General features: G+C 60.0%; 16 protein-coding genes and 3 pseudogenes. 12 read left to right on the top strand and 7 right to left on the bottom strand.

Going from position 1 to position 19,446, the window contains the following annotated elements:
• Positions 1–146: 146 nt before the first annotated feature.
• The gene (locus PZL22_RS25580) at positions 147–629 is read right to left on the bottom strand and encodes a hypothetical protein (RefSeq protein ID WP_127621491.1); all 483 of its coding nucleotides are present in this window, start codon (positions 627–629) and stop codon (positions 147–149) included.
• Positions 630–1,085: 456 nt separating this feature from the next.
• Between PZL22_RS25580 and PZL22_RS25575 the strand changes: the two genes are divergently transcribed.
• The 3 genes and pseudogenes from PZL22_RS25575 to PZL22_RS25565 all read left to right on the top strand — a co-directional run.
• Positions 1,086–1,673, top strand: coding sequence for a hypothetical protein (locus PZL22_RS25575; protein ID WP_192937470.1), 588 nt, complete (start codon positions 1,086–1,088; stop codon positions 1,671–1,673).
• A 541-nt stretch (positions 1,674–2,214) separates the two neighbouring features.
• A complete protein-coding gene (locus tag PZL22_RS25570; RefSeq protein WP_234840108.1) occupies positions 2,215–2,586 on the top strand; it encodes a M20/M25/M40 family metallo-hydrolase in 372 nt (123 codons plus the stop codon).
• 491 nt (positions 2,587–3,077) lie between these two features.
• Positions 3,078–3,296: pseudogene (locus PZL22_RS25565) on the top strand (DUF1214 domain-containing protein); the annotation flags it as partial.
• Between the two features lie 174 nt (positions 3,297–3,470).
• Here the strand turns inward: PZL22_RS25565 and PZL22_RS25560 are convergent.
• From PZL22_RS25560 to PZL22_RS25550, 3 genes and pseudogenes are all read right to left on the bottom strand, one after another.
• A complete protein-coding gene (locus PZL22_RS25560) occupies positions 3,471–4,076 on the bottom strand; it encodes a methyltransferase family protein (protein ID WP_234837641.1) in 606 nt (201 codons plus the stop codon).
• 67 nt (positions 4,077–4,143) lie between these two features.
• Positions 4,144–5,547: pseudogene (gene chrA / locus PZL22_RS25555) on the bottom strand (chromate efflux transporter).
• Positions 5,548–6,368: pseudogene (locus PZL22_RS25550) on the bottom strand (chromate resistance protein ChrB domain-containing protein). It lies immediately after the preceding pseudogene.
• Positions 6,369–6,497: 129 nt separating this feature from the next.
• On the opposite strand from PZL22_RS25550, the gene PZL22_RS25545 reads away from it, so the two are divergent.
• The 4 genes from PZL22_RS25545 to PZL22_RS25530 all read left to right on the top strand — a co-directional run bounded on the left by PZL22_RS25545 (position 6,498) and on the right by PZL22_RS25530 (position 9,641).
• Positions 6,498–6,917 carry a hypothetical protein gene (locus tag PZL22_RS25545; RefSeq protein ID WP_234825969.1) on the top strand — a complete coding sequence of 140 codons (420 nt, stop codon included), beginning with the start codon at positions 6,498–6,500 and terminating at the stop codon, positions 6,915–6,917.
• Positions 6,918–6,963: 46 nt separating this feature from the next.
• Positions 6,964–7,695 carry a HupE/UreJ family protein gene (locus PZL22_RS25540; protein ID WP_127527907.1) on the top strand — a complete coding sequence of 244 codons (732 nt, stop codon included), beginning with the start codon at positions 6,964–6,966 and terminating at the stop codon, positions 7,693–7,695.
• Between the two features lie 24 nt (positions 7,696–7,719).
• Positions 7,720–8,370 (top strand): transmembrane anchor protein, encoded by a 651-nt coding sequence (locus PZL22_RS25535; protein ID WP_088201055.1) that lies wholly within the window; start codon positions 7,720–7,722, stop codon positions 8,368–8,370.
• Positions 8,371–9,056: 686 nt separating this feature from the next.
• Positions 9,057–9,641, top strand: a complete 585-nt coding sequence (locus PZL22_RS25530; protein WP_284718772.1) for a GNAT family N-acetyltransferase — start codon at positions 9,057–9,059, stop codon at positions 9,639–9,641.
• A gap of 1,415 nt (positions 9,642–11,056) precedes the next feature.
• On the opposite strand, the gene PZL22_RS25525 is transcribed toward PZL22_RS25530, so the two are convergent.
• The 3 genes from PZL22_RS25525 to PZL22_RS25515 form a co-directional block, all read right to left on the bottom strand.
• Positions 11,057–11,755, bottom strand: a complete 699-nt coding sequence (locus PZL22_RS25525; RefSeq protein ID WP_088201057.1) for a GntR family transcriptional regulator — start codon at positions 11,753–11,755, stop codon at positions 11,057–11,059.
• Positions 11,756–11,917: 162 nt separating this feature from the next.
• Positions 11,918–12,643 (bottom strand): flavin reductase family protein, encoded by a 726-nt coding sequence (locus tag PZL22_RS25520; protein WP_127621492.1) that lies wholly within the window; start codon positions 12,641–12,643, stop codon positions 11,918–11,920.
• Positions 12,644–12,645: 2 nt separating this feature from the next.
• The gene (locus PZL22_RS25515) at positions 12,646–13,431 is read right to left on the bottom strand and encodes an aspartate/glutamate racemase family protein (RefSeq protein WP_127527220.1); all 786 of its coding nucleotides are present in this window, start codon (positions 13,429–13,431) and stop codon (positions 12,646–12,648) included.
• 265 nt (positions 13,432–13,696) lie between these two features.
• On the opposite strand from PZL22_RS25515, the gene PZL22_RS25510 reads away from it, so the two are divergent.
• The 5 genes from PZL22_RS25510 to PZL22_RS25490 are packed head-to-tail and all read left to right on the top strand — an operon-like array spanning position 13,697 to position 19,129.
• The gene (locus PZL22_RS25510) at positions 13,697–15,274 is read left to right on the top strand and encodes a nickel ABC transporter substrate-binding protein (RefSeq protein WP_127527221.1); all 1,578 of its coding nucleotides are present in this window, start codon (positions 13,697–13,699) and stop codon (positions 15,272–15,274) included.
• Between the two features lie 13 nt (positions 15,275–15,287).
• Positions 15,288–16,223: an ABC transporter permease gene (locus PZL22_RS25505; protein ID WP_088198306.1), complete on the top strand. Its 936-nt coding sequence runs from the start codon at positions 15,288–15,290 to the stop codon at positions 16,221–16,223.
• Positions 16,214–17,125, top strand: a complete 912-nt coding sequence (locus PZL22_RS25500; RefSeq protein WP_127524752.1) for an ABC transporter permease — start codon at positions 16,214–16,216, stop codon at positions 17,123–17,125. Before PZL22_RS25505 ends, PZL22_RS25500 begins: the two co-directional genes overlap by 10 nt.
• On the top strand, positions 17,115–18,110 hold the full coding sequence (locus PZL22_RS25495) for an ABC transporter ATP-binding protein (protein ID WP_127527222.1): 996 nt from the start codon (positions 17,115–17,117) through the stop codon (positions 18,108–18,110). Before PZL22_RS25500 ends, PZL22_RS25495 begins: the two co-directional genes overlap by 11 nt.
• Positions 18,107–19,129 carry an ABC transporter ATP-binding protein gene (locus PZL22_RS25490; RefSeq protein ID WP_010967865.1) on the top strand — a complete coding sequence of 341 codons (1,023 nt, stop codon included), beginning with the start codon at positions 18,107–18,109 and terminating at the stop codon, positions 19,127–19,129. The genes PZL22_RS25495 and PZL22_RS25490 overlap by 4 nt, the downstream gene beginning before the upstream one ends.
• The last annotated feature ends 317 nt before the right edge of the window (positions 19,130–19,446 follow it).

The raw sequence follows: 19,446 nt of genomic DNA, 5'->3' as shown, positions 1-19,446 counted from the left end.
TTGCTTGACTTTCCCGAAAGCGGCCGCCTGGCCGATCTGGCCCAGCGAGCTCGACGACGAGTAGAAGCAGCGTCACTTCCTACCTCGTGGGATCCCTGCTATTCCCTGAGCACGCCGATCATCAAGAGGTCAACGGTTCGATCCCGTCAAGGCGATGAAGTGAGACCAGACCAATCCAAGACGATGAATGGCTCATCGATGTGACGTGCCATAATATCCGCATAGAGTCTTTCCGGATTGTCGGGTGATGTGCTGCGGACTAGGCCGTCGAGCGGGATCTTGCCCTCGGTCAACCATTCGAGCGCACGGGAAAAGCCGCTGAAAATCGAGTGCAGAGCGTTGTTATAGCCTCCTAGCAGTTCTTCCCACTGGAAGCTGCGGCCGTGCATGGGAAGCTCCCATTCCCAGCCCGAGCGTAAAGTCACGTGGTTGAAGAACACCGGGTTCAGCACGTCATGGGCTGTAAGGTCGGTATATTTTCGCCAGGGGACGCCGACGAGCACCACTTCACCCATGCGGCGGACGATGCGGCACCCTTTCAGCACGGCGCCCTCATGACCCGAGCAGTCGACCGCGAGCGCGACCTTGCCCTGAAGGTCTGGATCCAAGCGGCATCGCTGCACGGGCATCTAGAGCACCGCTTTTCGCCAACTGTTCCCGCCGCATGGCGTCGGGGTCGACGACGGACACGCGGTAGCGGCCAACCCGGAGAGATGGGCGGCGAGGAAGCCGACAGGACCGGCCCCCGTTATGACGACGCGATCACCGGGGCGTGCCTTTGTGGTCATCAAAGTGGTCATCGACACGCTCATCAGCCGCGCAATGACGGCGGTTTCGGAAGCCAACCCGTCCGGCACCGGCAGGATGTGTTCAGAGATAGAACGCCGCTGGCGGACACGTCGGCGGCGCCACCTGTTTACCTGAGCTAACGTGGCAGAATGAAGCGCGAATACCAACTTGAGCAGGCAGTCGTGCAGCCAAGATCAAGTGCTGAGCTGAAGAGGGGCTAGACCACAGGGTGAACACTACGGGGAACCAAGGCCGGCCCTGCGCGTTAAGTTCCAATCCCAACTTTCGAGAAACCGATGAGTTCAGTCGCGCGCCGCCGAAGAGTCTTCGCGGGGGCAATTCTCCTCACCTTAGCGCCGCTGACAGCCCAGTCCGCCAGCGATGCCAATCAGGCTGTCGAAGAGTTCCACCACATTTGTCTGGCGGAGGGGCCAAGTTTCCTGCGGATGAGCCAGGATGCTTACGGCCGCAACTGGGAACTGCTTGCGGAGGTGGCGTTCGAAGAACTGGCGCCGATCGCCGATCCGGACTCGGTGCGCGTGTGGCTGACGACCAAAGTGGACGGGGGGCTCCCTCCCGGCACCATTATCGGCTTCACCACAGCATCAATCGACGGTAAGCCCGTTCATACATGTACACTGGCATTGCCCGATATCGATCCAGACGCATTCCAGAAGGCGTTTTTCACCCGGACGGACGCCGAGAAGATCTCCGAGGAACGCAGCCCGGCGCAAAGCAACCGGCTCTACATTCTCTTTGTCTCCGGACGCCAACAATTCGTCAGGTTGGTCCTTCCGGTTGCGAAGTCGCCCGGAAAGCCGCTGGTCGTCGCGAGCTCTATCATGGCACCTGGCAGTGCCGAGCAGAACGGAAGCAAGAGGTAGACTGGCCAGGGAAAGGGTCGGGACCAAATCCGTGCCAAACCGATGGCGTTCGTCAACATTCTCAGGCGCCAGCAGTCCGAACAACGTTAGCAGCGGCGGAAGCCGACTACCGAGGGCCTCCCGAGATCCGTCGTAGCGATCCGCCATCCGCTGCGCCTGACGGCAGCCTCTCGGAGAGGCTGTTGCCCAGCCGGGGCGGTCGTAGAGCCAGACACGGCAGCTTCCTGGCCGCAGCAGATTTCCACGGGGAATCTCGTAGGAATGGCGCCTGTAATCACCGTCACGGCGGTTCGAGGGGTAGGGCCCCTTGCCGCTCTCGTCCTTATAGGTTCGCCAGCGCGGGCGGGATAATCCAAGCGACCGCACTAGCCATGAGAAGGCATTTCAGCATTTCGACGGGCCTGAATTTCAAGCTACGGATTCACGTGTCATTTCCGTCAGCACATCGGCCATGGTGCAAGCGCGCGGGCGGCGAGGGTAGGTTGCTTGTCGGCGTAGCGGATGGTGAGGGAAGAGCCGGGAAGTCCGCCTCGAAATCGACATGCGCCATCCCGAAGAGAGCGGCCTTGCCGCAATGGAGACGGACTTGACGAACGAGATCGAGCGCCTCGCGCCGGGGGCACAGCTTTCCGTGGTCTGGCGCAAGGCGCCGGTCGTGTTTGATGCGGCGTTGCGCGAGGTAATCCGGCAGGAGGCGGAAGGTCTTTGCCTTTCGACGCTGGAGATGGTTTCCGGCGCCGGTCACGATGCGGCCCACGTGGCAGCCAAGGCGCCGACGGCGATGATCTTCATTCCCTCGCGCGAGGGCTTGTCACATAACGAACGCGAATATTCCTCGCCGCAGCAATGTGCCAACGGCGCGGACCTGCTGCTGCGAAGCGTGCTTCGCGCCGACGAACTGTTTCATGGTTGATCTGAATGATGGCTTCCATTCCGCGCCCCCCCCCCCGATACCACACCGGCCTCAGCGCCGTTACGACCACCGATGCGCCGGTCGCCACCGGTCCGACCGCCATTTTTGGCGGCTCGAGACGAGGGTTGCGGCAGACAGCTTCTGCGCAACCCTATTGGGGACGCTGGGCAATCCGTCGCGCCGATTTCAGTCATGCGGGCTCCGTAAGGAGCGGGTGTTCCGGTCCAAATACGCTATGGGATTTCGTCAGAGATCGAGACCAATCGATGTCAGCTTGGGCTATTAAGATACGCAGTGCTGCACTGCGTTTTTCGGGCTGAGCCCTTCCATCTTCCAAGGGCCTGGTCCCATTCAACCGGTTCCAGATGATCTTGGTTGCTCACTCGCGCGTTGGCGTCCGGCGCGCTTGCAATCCGCCACACTCGAGCCGCTCACCAACTGCACTTCAGACCTACCCGTGGACTGGTCAGCCGCTTGCCGGTCACAGATCTCATACAACCAGAACACGCTCAATGCTCGACACGCCGCAGCGCTATCCACGAGCAGGCAGCCAGACCTATCCGTCTCCCGCCGCTGTGGCTGACGCCGATGGCTCAACCACCGTTTATTTTGCCCCGACGAGACCCGACGGCGTCAGTGAAAACAACTGGATTCAAACCGTTCCTGGTAAGGGCTAGAACACCCTTCTGCGGCTCTACAGTCCGCTGTAACCGTTCTTCACCAAGGAGTGGCGGCCGAGCGAGATCGAGCTTGTCCGCTAGATCATTGAGTGAATATCAGCCAGCGATGACTTTATGATGTTTCCATTAGCAGGTCGGCAGTTCGAATCTCTTCAAGGCGAGGGATGCGCAGTCGACTCCGAAAGCCACGGTCGCATCGGTGGATCATCGACTGTGCAAAATGGGCGGAACAAGAAGTCCGACGCGAACGGTGGACGCCCCTTGCTGCCGGAAGCAGTTATCCGGCGGCTCCGAGTGCCAGCGAAGCCGGCAGGGAGGCACGCTCTCTGCCCTACAGCGTCGGACGCGGGTCTTGTAGGCACGATAAGCGTCGTCGAACTTGCGCTCGAGATAGACTTCCTCGCGGGCGACCACGCCGTTGCGAATGACGAAGTAGAACGGTACCAGTGTGATAAGGAGCCAGAGGCTGTCGAAGCCGAGTGAAAGGCCGATCAAGCCGAGAAACATGCCGACATAGATCGGGTTACGGCTGTAGCGGTAAGGACCCTCGTTGACGATCGTCGTTGTCGGCTGGACGGTCTGGATTCGCGTGCCCGCTCGGCGAAGGGTTGCCGCCGCCCAGACGAGCAGTCCCAGGCCGGCGAGGAACACAATAGCGCCCAACCAGCCGGCCGGCATGGCCGCCGACAGGAAGGGCAGCGGATAGAGAGCATCCAGAACGAGCCCAGACAGGGCCGCAACTGCCCAGGCGATCGGTGGCCGCACCACCGCGCCGGGACTGTCACGAAAACTGCCGCCTGCGTCATTCATCCAATTCCCCTCCGCATGCGCGTGCCGGAAGCATAGCAAGAATTCGGATCGCTGGAACGGGATCGGCCTAAATCAAGGCATTTGCCCCGACCCCCCAAACGGCACAGGCGAGCAGCGTACCGATAATCGAAGCCTGATGCCGGAAGATTGCGACCGCGGCTGCCGCTGTCAGCACGAGCGATGGCAACACCAGTGAGAATGGATCGGGGGGACGTCGAGTGCGAACCATCCGAGCCTCCATGTAACAACCTTAGAAAATAGCGTGTGCAGGCCGAACCAGACGGCTAGGTTGAGATCACCCCGACGACGGCGGCGGTGATTGCCGACATCGCGCCCGTCAGCGCCACATTGTTGCGCAGCCGCTCGATGAAGGGCGCTCCGAGGAAAATCCAGAGGAAGCAGGGCACGAAGGTCACCCAGGTCGTCAGGATCGCCGCAAGCGTCGCCGCCTCATCGGGTTCAGCGATCCCGGATCGCGATAGGCTCCCATGAAGCCGACGAACTGCACGACCATGATCAGCGGCCCGGGCGTAGTCTCGGCCATGCCGAGGCCGTCGAGCATCTCGCCGGGTTTCAGCCAGCCGTAAAGTTGGACCGCCTCTTGGGCGACATAGGCGAGCACGGCGTAGGCACCGCCAAAGGTGACGACCGCCATTTGGCTGAAGAACAGGCCGATTCGTGTGAAGACATTGTCCACGCCGAGGAAGGCTGTCAGCAGCAGTAATGGTCCGAGCCAGATCGCGAAGAACACCGCCGACACACGCAAGGACCAGGAGAGGTTCGGCCGGGCATGGGGCCGGGGTTTCCTCTCCGAGCAGCGGGTCTTCGTCCCTGAGGATCGGGCCGCTCCCCGTCTTGTGGCCGCCGCCAACTCTAAACAGCGGCGAACCGGAACGGCCCCAGATATAGCCGATGATACCGGCCGCGAGGATGATCAGCGGGAACGGAACCCGGAAGAAGAAGATGGCGACGCAGGCGGCTGCCGAGATGTAGATCATCAGCCGGTTCTTGAGCGCCCGACTACCTATCCGGAAAACGGCATGGACGACGACGGCGAGGACTGCGGCCTTCAGTCCGAAGAACAGCCCGTCGACAACGGTGACATTGCCGAAGGCGGCGTAGATGTAACTTAGGCCGAGGATCGCGAGGAAGCCCGGCAGCACGAACAGTATTCCGGCCACGAGGCCACCTGCGGTGCGGTGTAGGAGCCAACCGACATAGACGGCGAGCTGCTGCGCCTCGGGTCCGGGCAGCAGCCTGCAGTAGTTCAAGGCATGCAGAAAAGGTGCTCGCCGATCCAGCGTTTTTCTTCGACGAGGATGCGGTGCATCACCGCGATCTGCCCGGCCGGTCCGCCGAAGCTCAGGGCCGCAATACTTGCCCAGACCCGGACGGCCTCACCGAAGGAAATGCTGTGACCATATTCCTGCCGCGCCGCATCCGGCGCGGCCCTGTTTGAAATCTCGGTCATTCACGAATCCTTCTTCGGCGACGGCCAGTTATGGGTTTCGTCGGTAGCATCCCGGCACCAACGGTAAAAAGCGTCATAGAGCAGCATGCCGACCTCGAGTTGCTCGAGGCCGTCGGAATACATGCGCGACAGGCCGAGAGACGCCGCGAGCAGTCCGGACGCTTGCGGCGCAAGATCGAGGCGGGACGTATCCGCGCCGCGGACGATGGTGGCGAGCCGCAGCAGCGGTTCGGTCGAAAGGGCGAATTCCTCGACCATGACATCGAAGGTGCAAAATTCGCCCTTATGGCTCCTGGGATCGGCGCCTCGATGTCAAAGGGGGTCGCGTCGAAGCCATCGGCAACCGTCTCGACCTCGGACGGCGACACGTACAGGAAGACTGCCTGCGGATCGACAAAACGACGGATCAGCCATGGGCAGGCGATACGGTCGATCTTCGGCCGTGCCCTTGTCACCCAGACGGTGCGGCCGCTCAAACCCCGCTCGGGGATCGCGGAAACGGGTACGGCTGGATAGCCGCCCTCGGCCCAGGCTTCGAAGCCGCCCTCGAGCACGTCGGCGGCAATGCCAAAGTTGCGAAGCCAGGCGGCAACGCCGTAGCTGAGCTTCTTGCCGCGATGGCAGATCACGACTGCGGAGTCTGAATCGAGCCCCGCGGCCCATTCCTGCACATTGCGGTAGTCGCGCCGAGCAGAGCCGGGGACGAGACGGGGATCAATGTCAAAGTCCTCGTCGATCCGGACATCGATAAGTGTGGGGCACTTGGGTGTGCCGACTAGGCGGGCCAGTTTCTCGGTGGAAATTTGAAGAAGCGATGACATGGCGCGTCCTCCCGTCTGAGCGGACGCGATACTTCGGCTGTCGCCTTGTGGGGTGATCGCAACCCCATGGGAGTGTCTTTCCACTCTTTGTCCGGAGCTGTCAAGCCACTAGGCTGCAGGCGGGGAATCTTGCTCGACTCTTCGAACCGGGTTATCAGTGCGCCCATGATGCTTCGTCCGCGCCAACGATCGCTGACCCTTTTCACCGCCTTCGCGGCGGGCATCGCCATGCTCTTCTACACGTTCTGCGCACCTTCCACGCACTCGCCGCTACAGCATTCGGCTCAGACCAAGATGGTCGCGGTGGACAGTCATTCCCATGAGCACGGCGACCACTCGCACGATGATCTCGATTTCCTCGGCGACACGAGCACGGCTCCCGACCACCACCATGCCGACCATACCCACGAAAAGGCAGAGCTGGTGGCGGCGGACGCGTTTGCAACACCGCTGCCGGTCGACCCGAAGTTTCCCCCGGCGACCGCTAGCCTGAGGGAAGGACCGCCCTACGGCATCGAGCGCCCGCCGCGCATCCCAATGTTGAGCTGATCATCGCCGCCTTGGCGGCTGTTCAACACTTTCACGGAAACACATCATGAAACAACCACCTTTCAGAGGCGGCAGCCGTGCGTTTGCGCCCGGTTCGCCCGCGCTCCAGATCGGTCTTGCCGTCCTGACCCTTTTGGCTTTCGCGGGCACGGCGTCCGCCCATGCCGTCGCGGAAGGCGACAAGGGCTACATCCAGGAAATCACGGGCATCCATCTGATCCCCTTCGTCTATCTCGGCGCGAAGCACATGGTGACCGGATATGATCACCTGCTGTTTCTCTTCGGCGTGATCTTCTTCCTCTACCGGCTGAAGCACATCGCAATCTATGTGAGCCTCTTCGCCGTCGGCCATTCGACGACGATGCTGCTTGGCGTCTATTTCGGCTGGAACGTCAGTTCCTACATGATTGATGCGATCATCGGCCTCTCCGTCGTCTACAAGGCGCTCGACAATCTCGGGGCCTTCCAGCGCTGGTTCGGCTACCAGCCTGATACCAAGCTCGCGACATTGATCTTCGGCTTCTTCCACGGCCTCGGCCTGGCGACGAAGATTCTGGAGTACGAGATCGCGCAAGACGGACTCGTCCCCAACCTTCTCGCCTTCAATGTTGGCGTCGAGATCGGCCAGCTGGTTGCGCTCGCGATGATCCTCATCGCGATGAGCTATTGGAGAAAGACACCGAGCTTTCTCAAGCATGCCTACGCCGCCAACGTGCTGATGATGACCGCCGGCTTCGTGCTGATCGGTTATCAGCTCACCGGCTACTTTGTTGCCTAACCTCGCACAAGAAAGAGACAGAACATGTTTAACTCCCAAGCACCTGCCACTGATGATCTGCCGTCTTCGGCTCAGCTTGCAAGGTCGACTGCCATTGCAGCGTTCATAGCCGCCGCACTCCTTGTCACGGTGGTGCTGCCGTCCGAGTACGGCATCGACCCGACCGGCGCGGGCTCTGCGCTCGGCCTCGCCGAGATGGGCGAAATCAAGACCCAACTCGCCGAGGAAGCCGAACGCGATCGGCAGCTCGAGCAAAACAACGCTGCGTCGCCTGCAATGGAACAGGCTCCGCAGCAGGGCTCCGGCCTGATGGAACGCATCATCCGTGAGCTCGGCGTCTCCGCCGCCTATGCGCAGGAAGTGCGTCAGGACGAAATGTCGCTGACGCTTCAGCCCGGCGAGGGCGCGGAAATCAAGCTCGCCATGCTAAAGGGAGCAAAGGCAAAATACTCCTGGACGGCGAACGGTTCCAAGGTGAACTTCGACATGCATGGCGATGGCGGCGGCGATAGCACCAGCTATGAAAAGGGCCGCGGCACGGCCGAGGACAGCGGAGTTCTTGAAGCCGCCTTCGACGGCAATCACGGCTGGTTCTGGCGCAACCGCACGAGCGAGCCGGTGACTGTCACCTTGAAGACTGACGGTGGTTACTCCGAAATCAAGCGAGTGATGTAGGAGATAGAACGCCGCCGGCGGACACTGTCGGCGGCGCCACTTGTTTACCTGAGCCAACGTGGAAGAATGAAGCGCGAATACCTAATCGAGCAGGCAGTCGTGCAGGCAAGATCAATTCCGGAGCTGAAGAGGGCTAAGGAAACAGCGTTAACTCTACGAGGAACCAAGGCCGGTCCTGAGCGTAGCGTCTCAATCCCAACTCTCGAGAAGCCGATGCGAAGGAGTCGTGTGGAACTCTAAGAGAACCCCGCGGCGCGAGCATTGATCGCTGCGGCTCAAATAGAGTTCATTTGTACCTCCGCGAGGACAGGAAAGGGACGAGCGCGGTCGGCAGCTTACGGGATGACATCGATGAGAAGCGGCCGTTCCGTATCACAGGCATTCCAACGACTTCTCTCGGCTCCTGAAAGCAGACATTCGAAGACATCCCTTGTCGGCTACTGCCATTTGTTCTGAGCTGTAATGGTTACCCCTACCCAGAGACGTTCACTCCCAAGCAGGTCGATGCCAGTTGCATCTGAGGCAACATCTTTGAATGGCTGCTCCGAAGGCCGGAATGGACCGAAGCGAATCCGGAACCGCTGAGCCAGCAGCAACTGGTATCGCTCCCAGGCCGACCGGGTTAGGATGCGTAGCTGAGAACGGGCGCGAGCGCCTCGTCGGACCACCTACGTCAGGAGGGCAGTGTGAAATCGCCAACAGTGAAAGTTATGGCCGCGGCCGAGGAAGATCTGGCGGTCGAAACGGTCATGCTGGCGTTTGCAGCGGATCCTATGGCGCGATGGACCTGGCCGCATGCACACCAGTACCTTGCGGCCATGCCGCGAATGATCCGGGCGTTCGGGAGCAGAGCACTCTCTAACGGGAGCGCCTTTTGCACTGACGACTACGCCGGGACGGCGCTGTGGCTATCGCCCGGAGTGCATTCCGACGAGGAAGGGCTTGGTGCGGTGCTCGAGAGCACGGTTGCGCGCTCTCTTGCCCCCGAAACCGCGGCCATATTCGAGCAGATGGCCGCGTACCACCCGACCGAACCACATTGGTACCTGCCCCTGATCGGCGTCGACCCGGCGCATCAAGGCAAAGGTCACGGCGACGCCTTGATGGCGTACGCACTCGAGCGGTGCGATCGCGATCACGCGCCAGCCTATTTGGAGTCCTCGAACCCGCGCAACATTCCGTTCTACCGACGCTACGGCTTCGAACCGCTCGGCGCGATCCAGTTCGGTTCGTCGCCGACGCTCGTTCCGATGCTACGGCGGCCGCGTTGAGCTTCAGTTCGATCAGATAGATTGTGGCATACGGGCGCCGAGCGCGCGGCACAGCCGCTAAACAAAGATGGAGCGGACCGGCGAGAGCGTTTGGCGGCGGGCGCCTAGTTGGGGTTATAGACGATGTCCGCTTCTAGAAGTCGGAGGATTTTAGCTGTGACGACTGAGGTGGTGCGCAAAGCGACCACCATGACTCCGACCTTGAGACTCTGCATGGTCGAAGAGAGCCGTTCTTCACGAGTCCTGTGCAGGGCTTGTCGCGAGGATGTTGGCGTTCTGTGCTAGTATGATCGCATAATGTATCCTCGGGAACGAACAGGGGGCCCAGAGGGACAGGAACAGGAAACGTCATCTTCGTCGAGGCGAAGACGCGAACGCTTGTGAGTTTGCGTCGATCTCTACAGCGGGGAAATCGCGTGTTTGCCGATTTCTGGATCAGATTGGTGCAGATCGAGGCTCCGGCTGATCATTGTGCTGCCGCAACAGGTGTCACGAGCAGTGGTCGGAGCGATAGCCTCGCCCAACCCCCGGCAATCACGCCCTCGCCGCCCAGGTCAGCTGGATCGAGGTTCCCGGTTTCGCCGCTCGAGGTGACACGCTCGTAGGACCATAGTCCGATGATGAAAAGGCAAAGGTCCTACACCCATTGCGGGAGCCCACGGCCGAAGCACATACTCACTGCCCGAGCACACGGCGGCGATTCATCCACTTCAACAGATCTTTCGGAGCTTCCCACTATGTCAGCTAGCAAACGATGGAGAGATCGATCAGCCACGTTCGTTTGGCGCATGGCAACAAGTCCCTTCTCGATCGGCGTCTACATCGCAATCGCGATATGGATCTCGTTTCTTGTGAGCGCAGATACAGGTATTCCGGCTTATGTGCTCATGGCTGCCCAGTTCTTGCTTGTGATATTTGTCGACCCTCCAAAAAGGGTCGCACAGTACAGAGATCGACGATATGGCCGGCCAGCACGTTCGCCGAACTCTCGCACAGTGCCCCACGGCAGGCAGCACCGGTAGCCGCCCCGGGGTCTTCACCGTGCGCGACGTCTCTTGCCTGCAGCCGTTCGGCTCCTATCCTTCCCTTGATGTTGAGGGAGAGAAGCATGGCAGATGATCAGAAGAAGAGAGGTCAAGACAAAGACCCGATATCTACTGAAGTGCACACATTCGAAACCAGCGGAAATTCCGCGGCCCAGAAGCGAAAGGATGCCCAAGAAGCACTCCGACGAGCAAATCCTGCTCAGGCGAGGGCCATCGCCACCGTTCCACCAATTCGAAAATGGTCTATGCCCCACGAGCCGGGGGTACGGCCAGGTTGGTTCCGCAAAACTCGCCGGCAACCTCGATCCGCAAAGCCATTATGCGATCCAGGAGCTCAGTTTCGAGCCCCTTGAGAAATCAAGTGCTGGCTCAGCTCGACCGGAGAATGTCTGCGAGCCCCTCCTGCTTGGTCGCTGCGAGGCCTCCGTCGAGCCCCGACAGGACATCCTCCAGGTGACTTTTCATCAGCTCGGCGGATTGAACGGCGTTGCCCTCTGCAATCGCCTCGACCAGAGCCGCATGAGCATGGCTTTCGCAGGTCGTTTCGCGCTTCTTCCAGTAAAGCGCGACCACGAGGGAAGAGCTGGAGACGAGTTCGCGAACGAAATTCGTTAGCACCGTATGATTGGCAATCTCGGCGATTTCTATATGGAATTGCGCGGATGCTGCAATAGCGTCGCTTGTGCCGCCGGAGGCGACGGCCTCGTGCTCTGCCTGCATGTGCTTGCGCAGCTTCGTGATGTCCGACTTCTTTGCGACCCCTGCGGCGATCGCCGCAATCTTGGGTTCAATCAATAGCCGTGCTTCAAAGACCTCTCGTGCCTCCTGTTTCGTCGGGCTCGAAATGAAGGTGCCACGATTTGGCTGGAGTTGCGCGAGCCGATCGTGTGTCAGCGCCTGTAGCGCCGATCGAATAACCGTCCGGCTGACATCATAGATCGACGCCAATTCGTCCTCAGGCAATTTCGTCCCGGGTGCCAGCCGATGACTGACGATCGCATCGCGCAGCGCGACATAGATCGGCCACCAACTGGTCTGCTTCTCCGTAAATCGGTCGCCTTTAAACATGGGGTGTCTCGAACACGCTAAACCCGCGATTTATTATCCTAGTCCTTTTTTGTCTAGCCGGTGTAGGCAACTCCAAGAAAAGTACAACCAATATTTGTTGCGAGTGCTCGGTCTGGCAGTCGAAGCGCCGCTTTCAAATGGGCGCTTCGGTACGCCGTAGCGTCAAGGCTGTTCGACCGTTTCATCAAGTTTCTGGCCATCAGCCGCCGAGGCGATACGGATTGTTGATCCACCCTTCGCCTCGTGTACCGGCCCGCCGTAGCCGGCAGCGTTGTTGTGGTGAGCGAACTCGTCCGGCTTGGTCAACACAAACTGATTGTCGGCTACGATGTAGTTGTTGGCATGTAGGCGGGCAATTGGCTGGTAGACTTCGGGAAGGACATAGCGTCCACTTGCGTCGAGGCATTCATCGCGGACATACATCTGTAAGACTTCGCCAATGACGATCGAGCGGCGTCCGTAATTGAGGATCTGCGACACGCGGCATTCCATGGCACAGGGTGATTCCTGGATACGCGGCGGTGCGACCTTGACGGAAGACACGCTCGTAAGCCCGGAAACCTGGATTTCATCGACGTCACTGGGGAAGTTGATGCCGGTGATGATCATCTCCTTGGCAATCGCCATATCCACCATGTGAACGACGAATTCGCCCGACCGACGGATATTCGCGACCGTGTCCTTCGAGTTGCCGTCGGGGCGGGTTTGCATGCCAAGGATCAACAGTGGCGGATCGTGCGAGAACACGTTGAAGAAACTCATAGGCGCTGCGTTTTTGCAGCCCTGTTCGTCAATGGTGGTGACAAGTGCGATCGCTCGCGGTCCGACAAAGGCGCAAAGCAGGCGGTAGCGGTCTTTTTCTGGCAGTTCGGCAAAATCGAATTCCATGATTAGCTACCTATCGCCGTTGCGAGCGCCGAGGGCTCATCATTCTTGCGCAGCTTGAGACTGGCCGGGGCGTATTCCGCCAGCTTACCGGCGTAGGCTTTCGGTAAGGGATAGGCCAGGTCCCCGACCTTCGACGTGCGCAAGCCCATACCCACAATCCCCTCGGCGAACCTCACCGCGGCGGCAACGCCGTCGATGACGGGCACCCCCAGCCGGTGCTGTAAGCGCTCCACGAGGTTCGACATGCCGACGCAACCGAGTACGATCGCTTGTGCGCGATCCTCAATGAGTGCCTTCTCACATTCCGCCAATATCGCAGCATCCGCTGTTGAATTAGGCTTTTCAAGTTCGAGTACGGGTACATCTGTGGCTCGCACGCTCCGGCAGTGGTTCTGCATGCCATAGCTGCGGACGAGGCGCTCGGAGATGATCCGAGTACGCTCAAGAGTCGTGATGATCGAAAAACTGGTCGCCACGAATGTCGCCGCATGCATGGCGGATTCGGCGACGCCGAGGACAGGTGAGGCGGTGATTTCGCGTGCGGCGAGCAGGCCGGGATCGCCGAAGCAGCCGATGATGTAGGCGTCCGCTGGCTTGCCTCGAGCGATCTCATCGATCACGCCCAAGATGCTTAAAGCCTCATCGTAGTGGCCTTCGATCGAGGCGGCGCCGGAGCGGGACGTTGCCAGGACAATGTCGGTTCCAGCAGCAGCAACCGTCCGAGCGGTGTCACCCATGAGCTCCGTCATGGCTGAGGTAGTATTCGGATTTATCAGTTTGATCAGCATTCAGTCCCTCCCTCGTTGTAGACAATTTATGGATTTTGTTCAAAGCGAATGAGCATCAGGTCCCGAGGGTTCGCGCGTTCAGCGCTGCCCATCCTCCTCCCGATGTCCCGCGAGTCGATGGATTGTAAGCAGAAATGCCAACAATCTAAAATACGATGTTGACGAATGATTGTATACATGACAAAGTCCAGTTGTCTATACAAAACCGGTGTGGAGGCCGAATGTATCGACGGCGCGAGGAGCGCCAAACCGGAGGAGAAAACTCATGTCAGTGAAGAGACGTACGTTCCTACAAGGGGCGGCCGGCGCTATCGGCTTGGCCATGGCCCAGGGCGCCTTGTCGAAAATCGTCTACGCGCAAGGAGCCGCGGGAACCCTGCGTGTCGCCATCGCAAAACCTGCCGGCAACCTCGATCCCCAAAGCCATTATGCGATCTGGGCGATCCAGGATCTGATGTTCGAGCCGCTTGTGAAGTACGGCAAGGGCGGTCAGATCGAACCTTGCCTGGCGACCGACTGGAAGATCGAAGACGGTGGCAAGACGCTGCACCTGACGTTGCGCGAGGGCGTCAAGTTTCAGGATGGGACCAAGTTCGACGCTGCAGCCTGCAAGTGGAATCTCGAGCGCTGGATGGGCATCGACCAGTTCAGCTGGATGAACTGCTCCAAGCACTTCCAGTCGCTCGAAGTAGTCGACGACTATCATATCACCGTGCATTTCAAGGAGCCGGTCCTCGCGCTAATGCAGGAACTCTCCTACACGCGACCGACGCGCTTCCTGAGCCCCAAATCGGTTGACGCCGATGGCAAGTTCAAAGAGCCGGTTGGAACGGGACCCTGGGTTCAGATCAGCGCGGACGATACCCAGAGCGTCTTCGAGCACTACGATGGTTACTGGGGCGACAAGCCGACCTATGAACGCCTCGAGGCTAAGGTCATCCCAGATGCACGCTCGCGGGTCGCGGCGCTGCGCGCTGGCGAAATCGACTTGGTCGGCGGCTTCTGGATCGCGCCCCTGACCCCGGAAGAGGGCAAGCAACTCGAGGCGGCCGGTTTCAACGTCGTCGTCGATCCCGGCAACGTCACCCTGGTGATGGCGTTCAATCCGGACCGTGCCGAGCCTCTCAAGGATCCGCAGGTGCGCAAAGCCGTCAGCATCGGCATCGACCGCGCGGCTATCTCCAAGGTGCTCTACCATGGCTACGCGAAGCCCGCCGGCAACATGTTCTCGGCGGCATTGCCCTATGCCGGAAAGCAATTCGATGCACCCGTCCGTGATGCTGCGGCCGCCTCGGCGCTGCTCGAAAAGGCTGGTTGGACGGGTAGTCCCATCCGATCCAAGGACGGTAAGCCGCTGACGCTCGAATTGGTCGTCAGCCCCGACGCCGTGCCGGGATCGCGCGTGATTGCCGAAGTCATCCAGTCCGAGATGAAGGAGATCGGCATCGACCTGGTGATCCGCTCGGTCGACCATGCCTCCAAGCACACTGACATGCTCGAACAAAAGTACGACCTCGGCTTCTTCCTGACCTACGGCGCACCTTACGATCCGTTCGGCTCGCTCGTGGCACTGTGCCTATCGACCTTCAAAAACGACGTCGAGGGAAAGCTGGTGACCGATCCGGTCAATCTGGACCCACTGATCAATGCTGCGACGGCCGCGACCGGAGACCAGATTCAGCCGACGATTCAGAAAGTCTATGACTGGCTGCGGGACAACGACGCTATCGCGCCGCTGGTCTACGTCCCGAGCATCTGGGCGCATTCCAAACGGGTTCAAGGGTTCACGAGCCCCGTTACAGAATACGACATGCCCTACGAAAACATCGTTTTGGCAGAGTAGGGAGGAGAGAGTTGTGTTCCACTTCATCAGCAAGCGGCTGAAGCACTCCCTGGTCTTGCTTTTCCTGGCGTCGCTTGTGTGTTTCACCCTCGTCGTGTCGGCTCCCGGAAACGTGGCCGTTCTGATCGCCGAACTTCGAGGAGCTGTCGCAACACCGGGGTATGTCGAGCAGGTTGCCGAAGAGATAGGACTGAACAAGCCGCTGCTGATGCGCTATGTGGATTGGCTCGGCGACGCGGTCCGCGGTAATTTCGGCATCTCCTACAGAACCGGCCAGGACGTAAGTGCGGATCTTGCCGCGCGCATGTCCGTCACCGGGATATTGATTGCGGGCGGGGCTGTAATTGCGACCCTGCTCAGCCTGGCGCTCGGATTCTTGGGTGCCCTTTGGCCATACAGAGTGCCAGACCGCGTATCGCGCGGTCTGGCACTGCTCGGCGCATCGACACCGACATTCTTCGTTGGCGCGTTGATGATCTATGGCTTCTCCGTCCATTTTCAACTCTTGCCATCGTTCGGATTCAATGGCCCGCAAAGCTGGATCCTGCCATGGCTCACGGTAAGCGTTCTGCCGGCTGCAGTCTTAAGCCGGGTCGTGAGGGTCGGGCTGGAAGAGGCGATGGCGAGCCCCTTTGTGCTAACGGCAAAGAGCAAGGGTCTTCGCCGCACCGCGATACTGTTCCGCGATGCGCTGCCGAACATAACGCCCATCTTCATCAACGCGCTTGGCACGCAGGTGGGCCTGATGACTGCCACGGCGATCATCGTCGAACCGCTCTTCGCCTGGCAGGGCTTGGGCGACTACTTCCTCGCCGGCGTGCGCTTCCGCGACTTCATGGTCGTGCAGGCATGCCTGCTGATCTTTCTCACCTTCTTCATCCTCGTGAACCTGATTGTCGATCTCGCTGTGCTTTTGACCGATCCCCGCATCAGGCGCCAATGGAGCTGATCATGAAGATACTGAAGTCTTTCTCCGCCAGACTGAACAAGATGCCCAGAGCGGCCTTGGTCACCATCGGCCTGTTCGTCGCCCTCGGCACGTTTGCTCCATGGCTCGCTCCCCAGGACCCCAGCGCTCAAAACCTGCTGGAAGCCGGAGTTGGACCAAATGGAGGCCACTGGCTCGGCACGGACCATCTGGGGCGCGACACCTTCAGCCGGCTGATTATCGCGGCGAACACGTCCTTGGTGAGCGTCGGATCGGTCCTCGCAATTGCCATGACTATTGGCATCGCGATGGGCACGATTGCCGGCTACCACAGAGGCTGGGTCGACGACGTCCTGATGCGTGTCGTTGACGTGGGCCTGTCGATACCGAGTCTGATCATCGCGCTGGCTGTGATCGGCATTGTCGGCCCGGGATACTGGACGATGGTTATGGCGCTGGCACTCGCCTGGTGGCCGATGAGCGGTCGTATCAGCCGTGCCGTCGCCGTCAGTATCATGAGCAAGCCTCATATCGAGGCGCTACGCGTACTGGGCGCCAGCCCCTGGCGCATTTATTTCAATCATCTCCTTCCCGGCACGATCGGCGCCGTCATGGTCTATGCAACCGCAGACGCGGGCGTGGCAGCGCTTGCAGTCGCAACGCTGAGCTTCCTGGGGCTGGGGATCCAACCGCCCACGCCAGAGTGGGGCCAAATGCTGGTCGACGCGTTGCCCTATCTCGAATCCGATCCGCGGCAGGTTATCCTGCCGGGGCTGGCGCTCACCGCGGCGGTCATAGGCTTCAATACGCTGGGAGAATCGATCGCGCTCAATCGCATCCCAAAGCCACTCACGCGGCGCATGCTCGCTGCGCGGCGAATTGAGGTAGCCGGATGGGCAAAGGAGAGCATTGATGCAAAATGAACCATTGTTGTCCGTCAGCAATCTGACGGTCGATCTCCTGACCGCCAAATCGGCAGTGCGCCCGGTCGACGGGGTCAGCTACTCAGTCCGCCAAGGCGAGTGTCTCGCGATCGTGGGTGAAAGTGGCAGCGGCAAGACAGTGATGAACTTCGCTCCGCTTGGCCTGATGCCATCGGGTGTGGCGACGCAACTGTCCGGGTCCGTGCGCTTCCAAGGGCAGGAGTTGATTGGTCTATCAGAACGCGAAATTCGCAAATACCGCGGAAAGTCCATCGGCTTCATCTTCCAGGATCCGATGAGTGCACTCAATCCCGTGCGGCGCATCGGACGACAGATCGCGGAAATGGCGGAGCTGCACTTGAACATGAGTCCTCGGGCGGCGGAGGAAAGGGCGCTAGACCTCGTCAAGCTCGTCGGTATATCCGATCCTGCCGCACGGCTGAGCCAGTTCCCCCATGAGCTTTCGGGTGGCTTAAGGCAGCGCATCGTTATCGCCATTGCGCTTGCGGGAGAGCCGAAGCTCCTCATCGCTGACGAACCGACGACTGCCCTCGACGTCACGGTTCAGGCACAGATCCTGCGTTTGCTGAAGGGTCTCCAGCATCGTCTCAACATGGCCATGGTGCTGATCACCCACGACATGGGCGTGGTTGCAGGGGCAGCGGACAATGTCCTGGTCATGTACGCAGCACGTGGTGCAGAACGTGGCCCTGTCGACAAGGTATTGGTCAATCCGCGCCACCCCTACACCAAGGGACTAATCAATGCGATTCCTCGGCGGGAAGACCCAGTCGGTTCCGAGTTTCGAGGTCTGCCCGGTGTACCACCAACGCTCGGGGCGCCAATCAATGGCTGCGCTTTCGCTCCGCGCTGCGAATTCGCGGTCGCTAAATGCACGCGCAGCCGGCCACCAATGACGCAAACCGCCGATAGCAGCGTTTTCGTGGCCTGCCCAATCGTCAGCCAAGGAAAGGCCGCCGCATGACACACGCGCCTGTTCTAAAAGTCGAAAACTTGCAGACGCGCTTCAAGAGCGTCCAGCGGGGTAAATATGTCCATGCCGTTGACGATGTCTCCATCGAGCTCTATCCGGGCGAGATCGTCGGTTTGGTCGGCGAATCGGGTTGCGGAAAGTCGACGCTCGGGCGAACCATCGTTGGGCTCGAGAAGGCGACCAGCGGACGGGTGTTGCTCGACGGGGTAGACCTCAGCTCTCTCTCGGGTGCCGCACTGCGCCGCAGTCGCCGAGCCCTGCAATACGTGTTTCAGGATCCATACTCCTCCCTGAACGATCGCCAAACCGTCGGCGAGACTATCGACGAGGCACTGCTCATCGATGGAACATATTCGCTGGACGAGAGGAGTCGGCGGACGAAAGAGCTGCTGGATCAGGTGGGGCTGGCGAATGCTGTCAAGGATCGGCACACCCGTGAGCTTTCCGGCGGCCAGCGGCAGCGTGTTGCCATTGCGAGATCGCTTGCGGTGAACCCTCGGGTGCTGATCTGCGACGAGCCGGTAAGCGCCCTCGATCTATCCATCCGAGCGCAGGTGATGAACCTCTTCCTGCGCTTGCAGAAAGATCTCGGTGTCGCCTGCCTGTTTATCGCCCATGACCTTGCGTTGGTGCGGCAAGCGGCTTCACGCGTCTACGTCATGTATCTCGGTAAGATTGTCGAGCACGGGCCGTCTCAGCAACTTTACGACCGTCCTAGCCATCCTTACACGCAGATGCTGCTGGCGTCCGTTCCTGAGGTCGACCCACGCGTCGAGAAGCTCCGCAGCGGACCTTTGTTGATGGGAGAAATACCAAGTCCAATCAATCCGCCGTCCGGCTGCAGGTTCAGGACCCGCTGTCCGCTTGCGGTGGACGAATGCGCCGGGAAGGCACCGCCTTCACATCGGCTCTCACCTGACCATAACGCTGCCTGCGTGTTTGCGCCCGAGCTTTATGGGGGCAAGCGTTCTGCCCTTGTTCAGCAGTCTGCATTGGCCGCATCAGTGTAGAGATAAGTCTTCGTTGGCATGCTGTGGGCGACTTGCCTTCTATAGACGAGCTGAAAATTCATTTCTGGTGCAGTCAGTAATGGCGACGTGCCTACCAATTTCCCCTGCGGGAGTGAGCTTCTTCCCGCCAACTAGCCCGGTGTCCAGACACCGGGCATTTTCTTGAGCGAGATGGTTCATCACCGGCGAATGGCTATTGCTGCTGTTGAGCAGCTTCGAAGATCGGATAATGTATCCGTTGGCGAAAGCTTCGATAAGAACGGCTGGCGTTTCGAAGTCGTTGACCTCGATGGCAGGCGGATAGACAAGAGACTGGT

This window comes from Ensifer meliloti (assembly GCF_030064585.1).
GTDB classification, from domain to species: domain Bacteria; phylum Pseudomonadota; class Alphaproteobacteria; order Rhizobiales; family Rhizobiaceae; genus Sinorhizobium; species Sinorhizobium meliloti.
The sequence above is the reverse complement of the archived record's forward strand: the minus strand, read 5'-3'. Positions and strand labels throughout refer to the sequence as shown.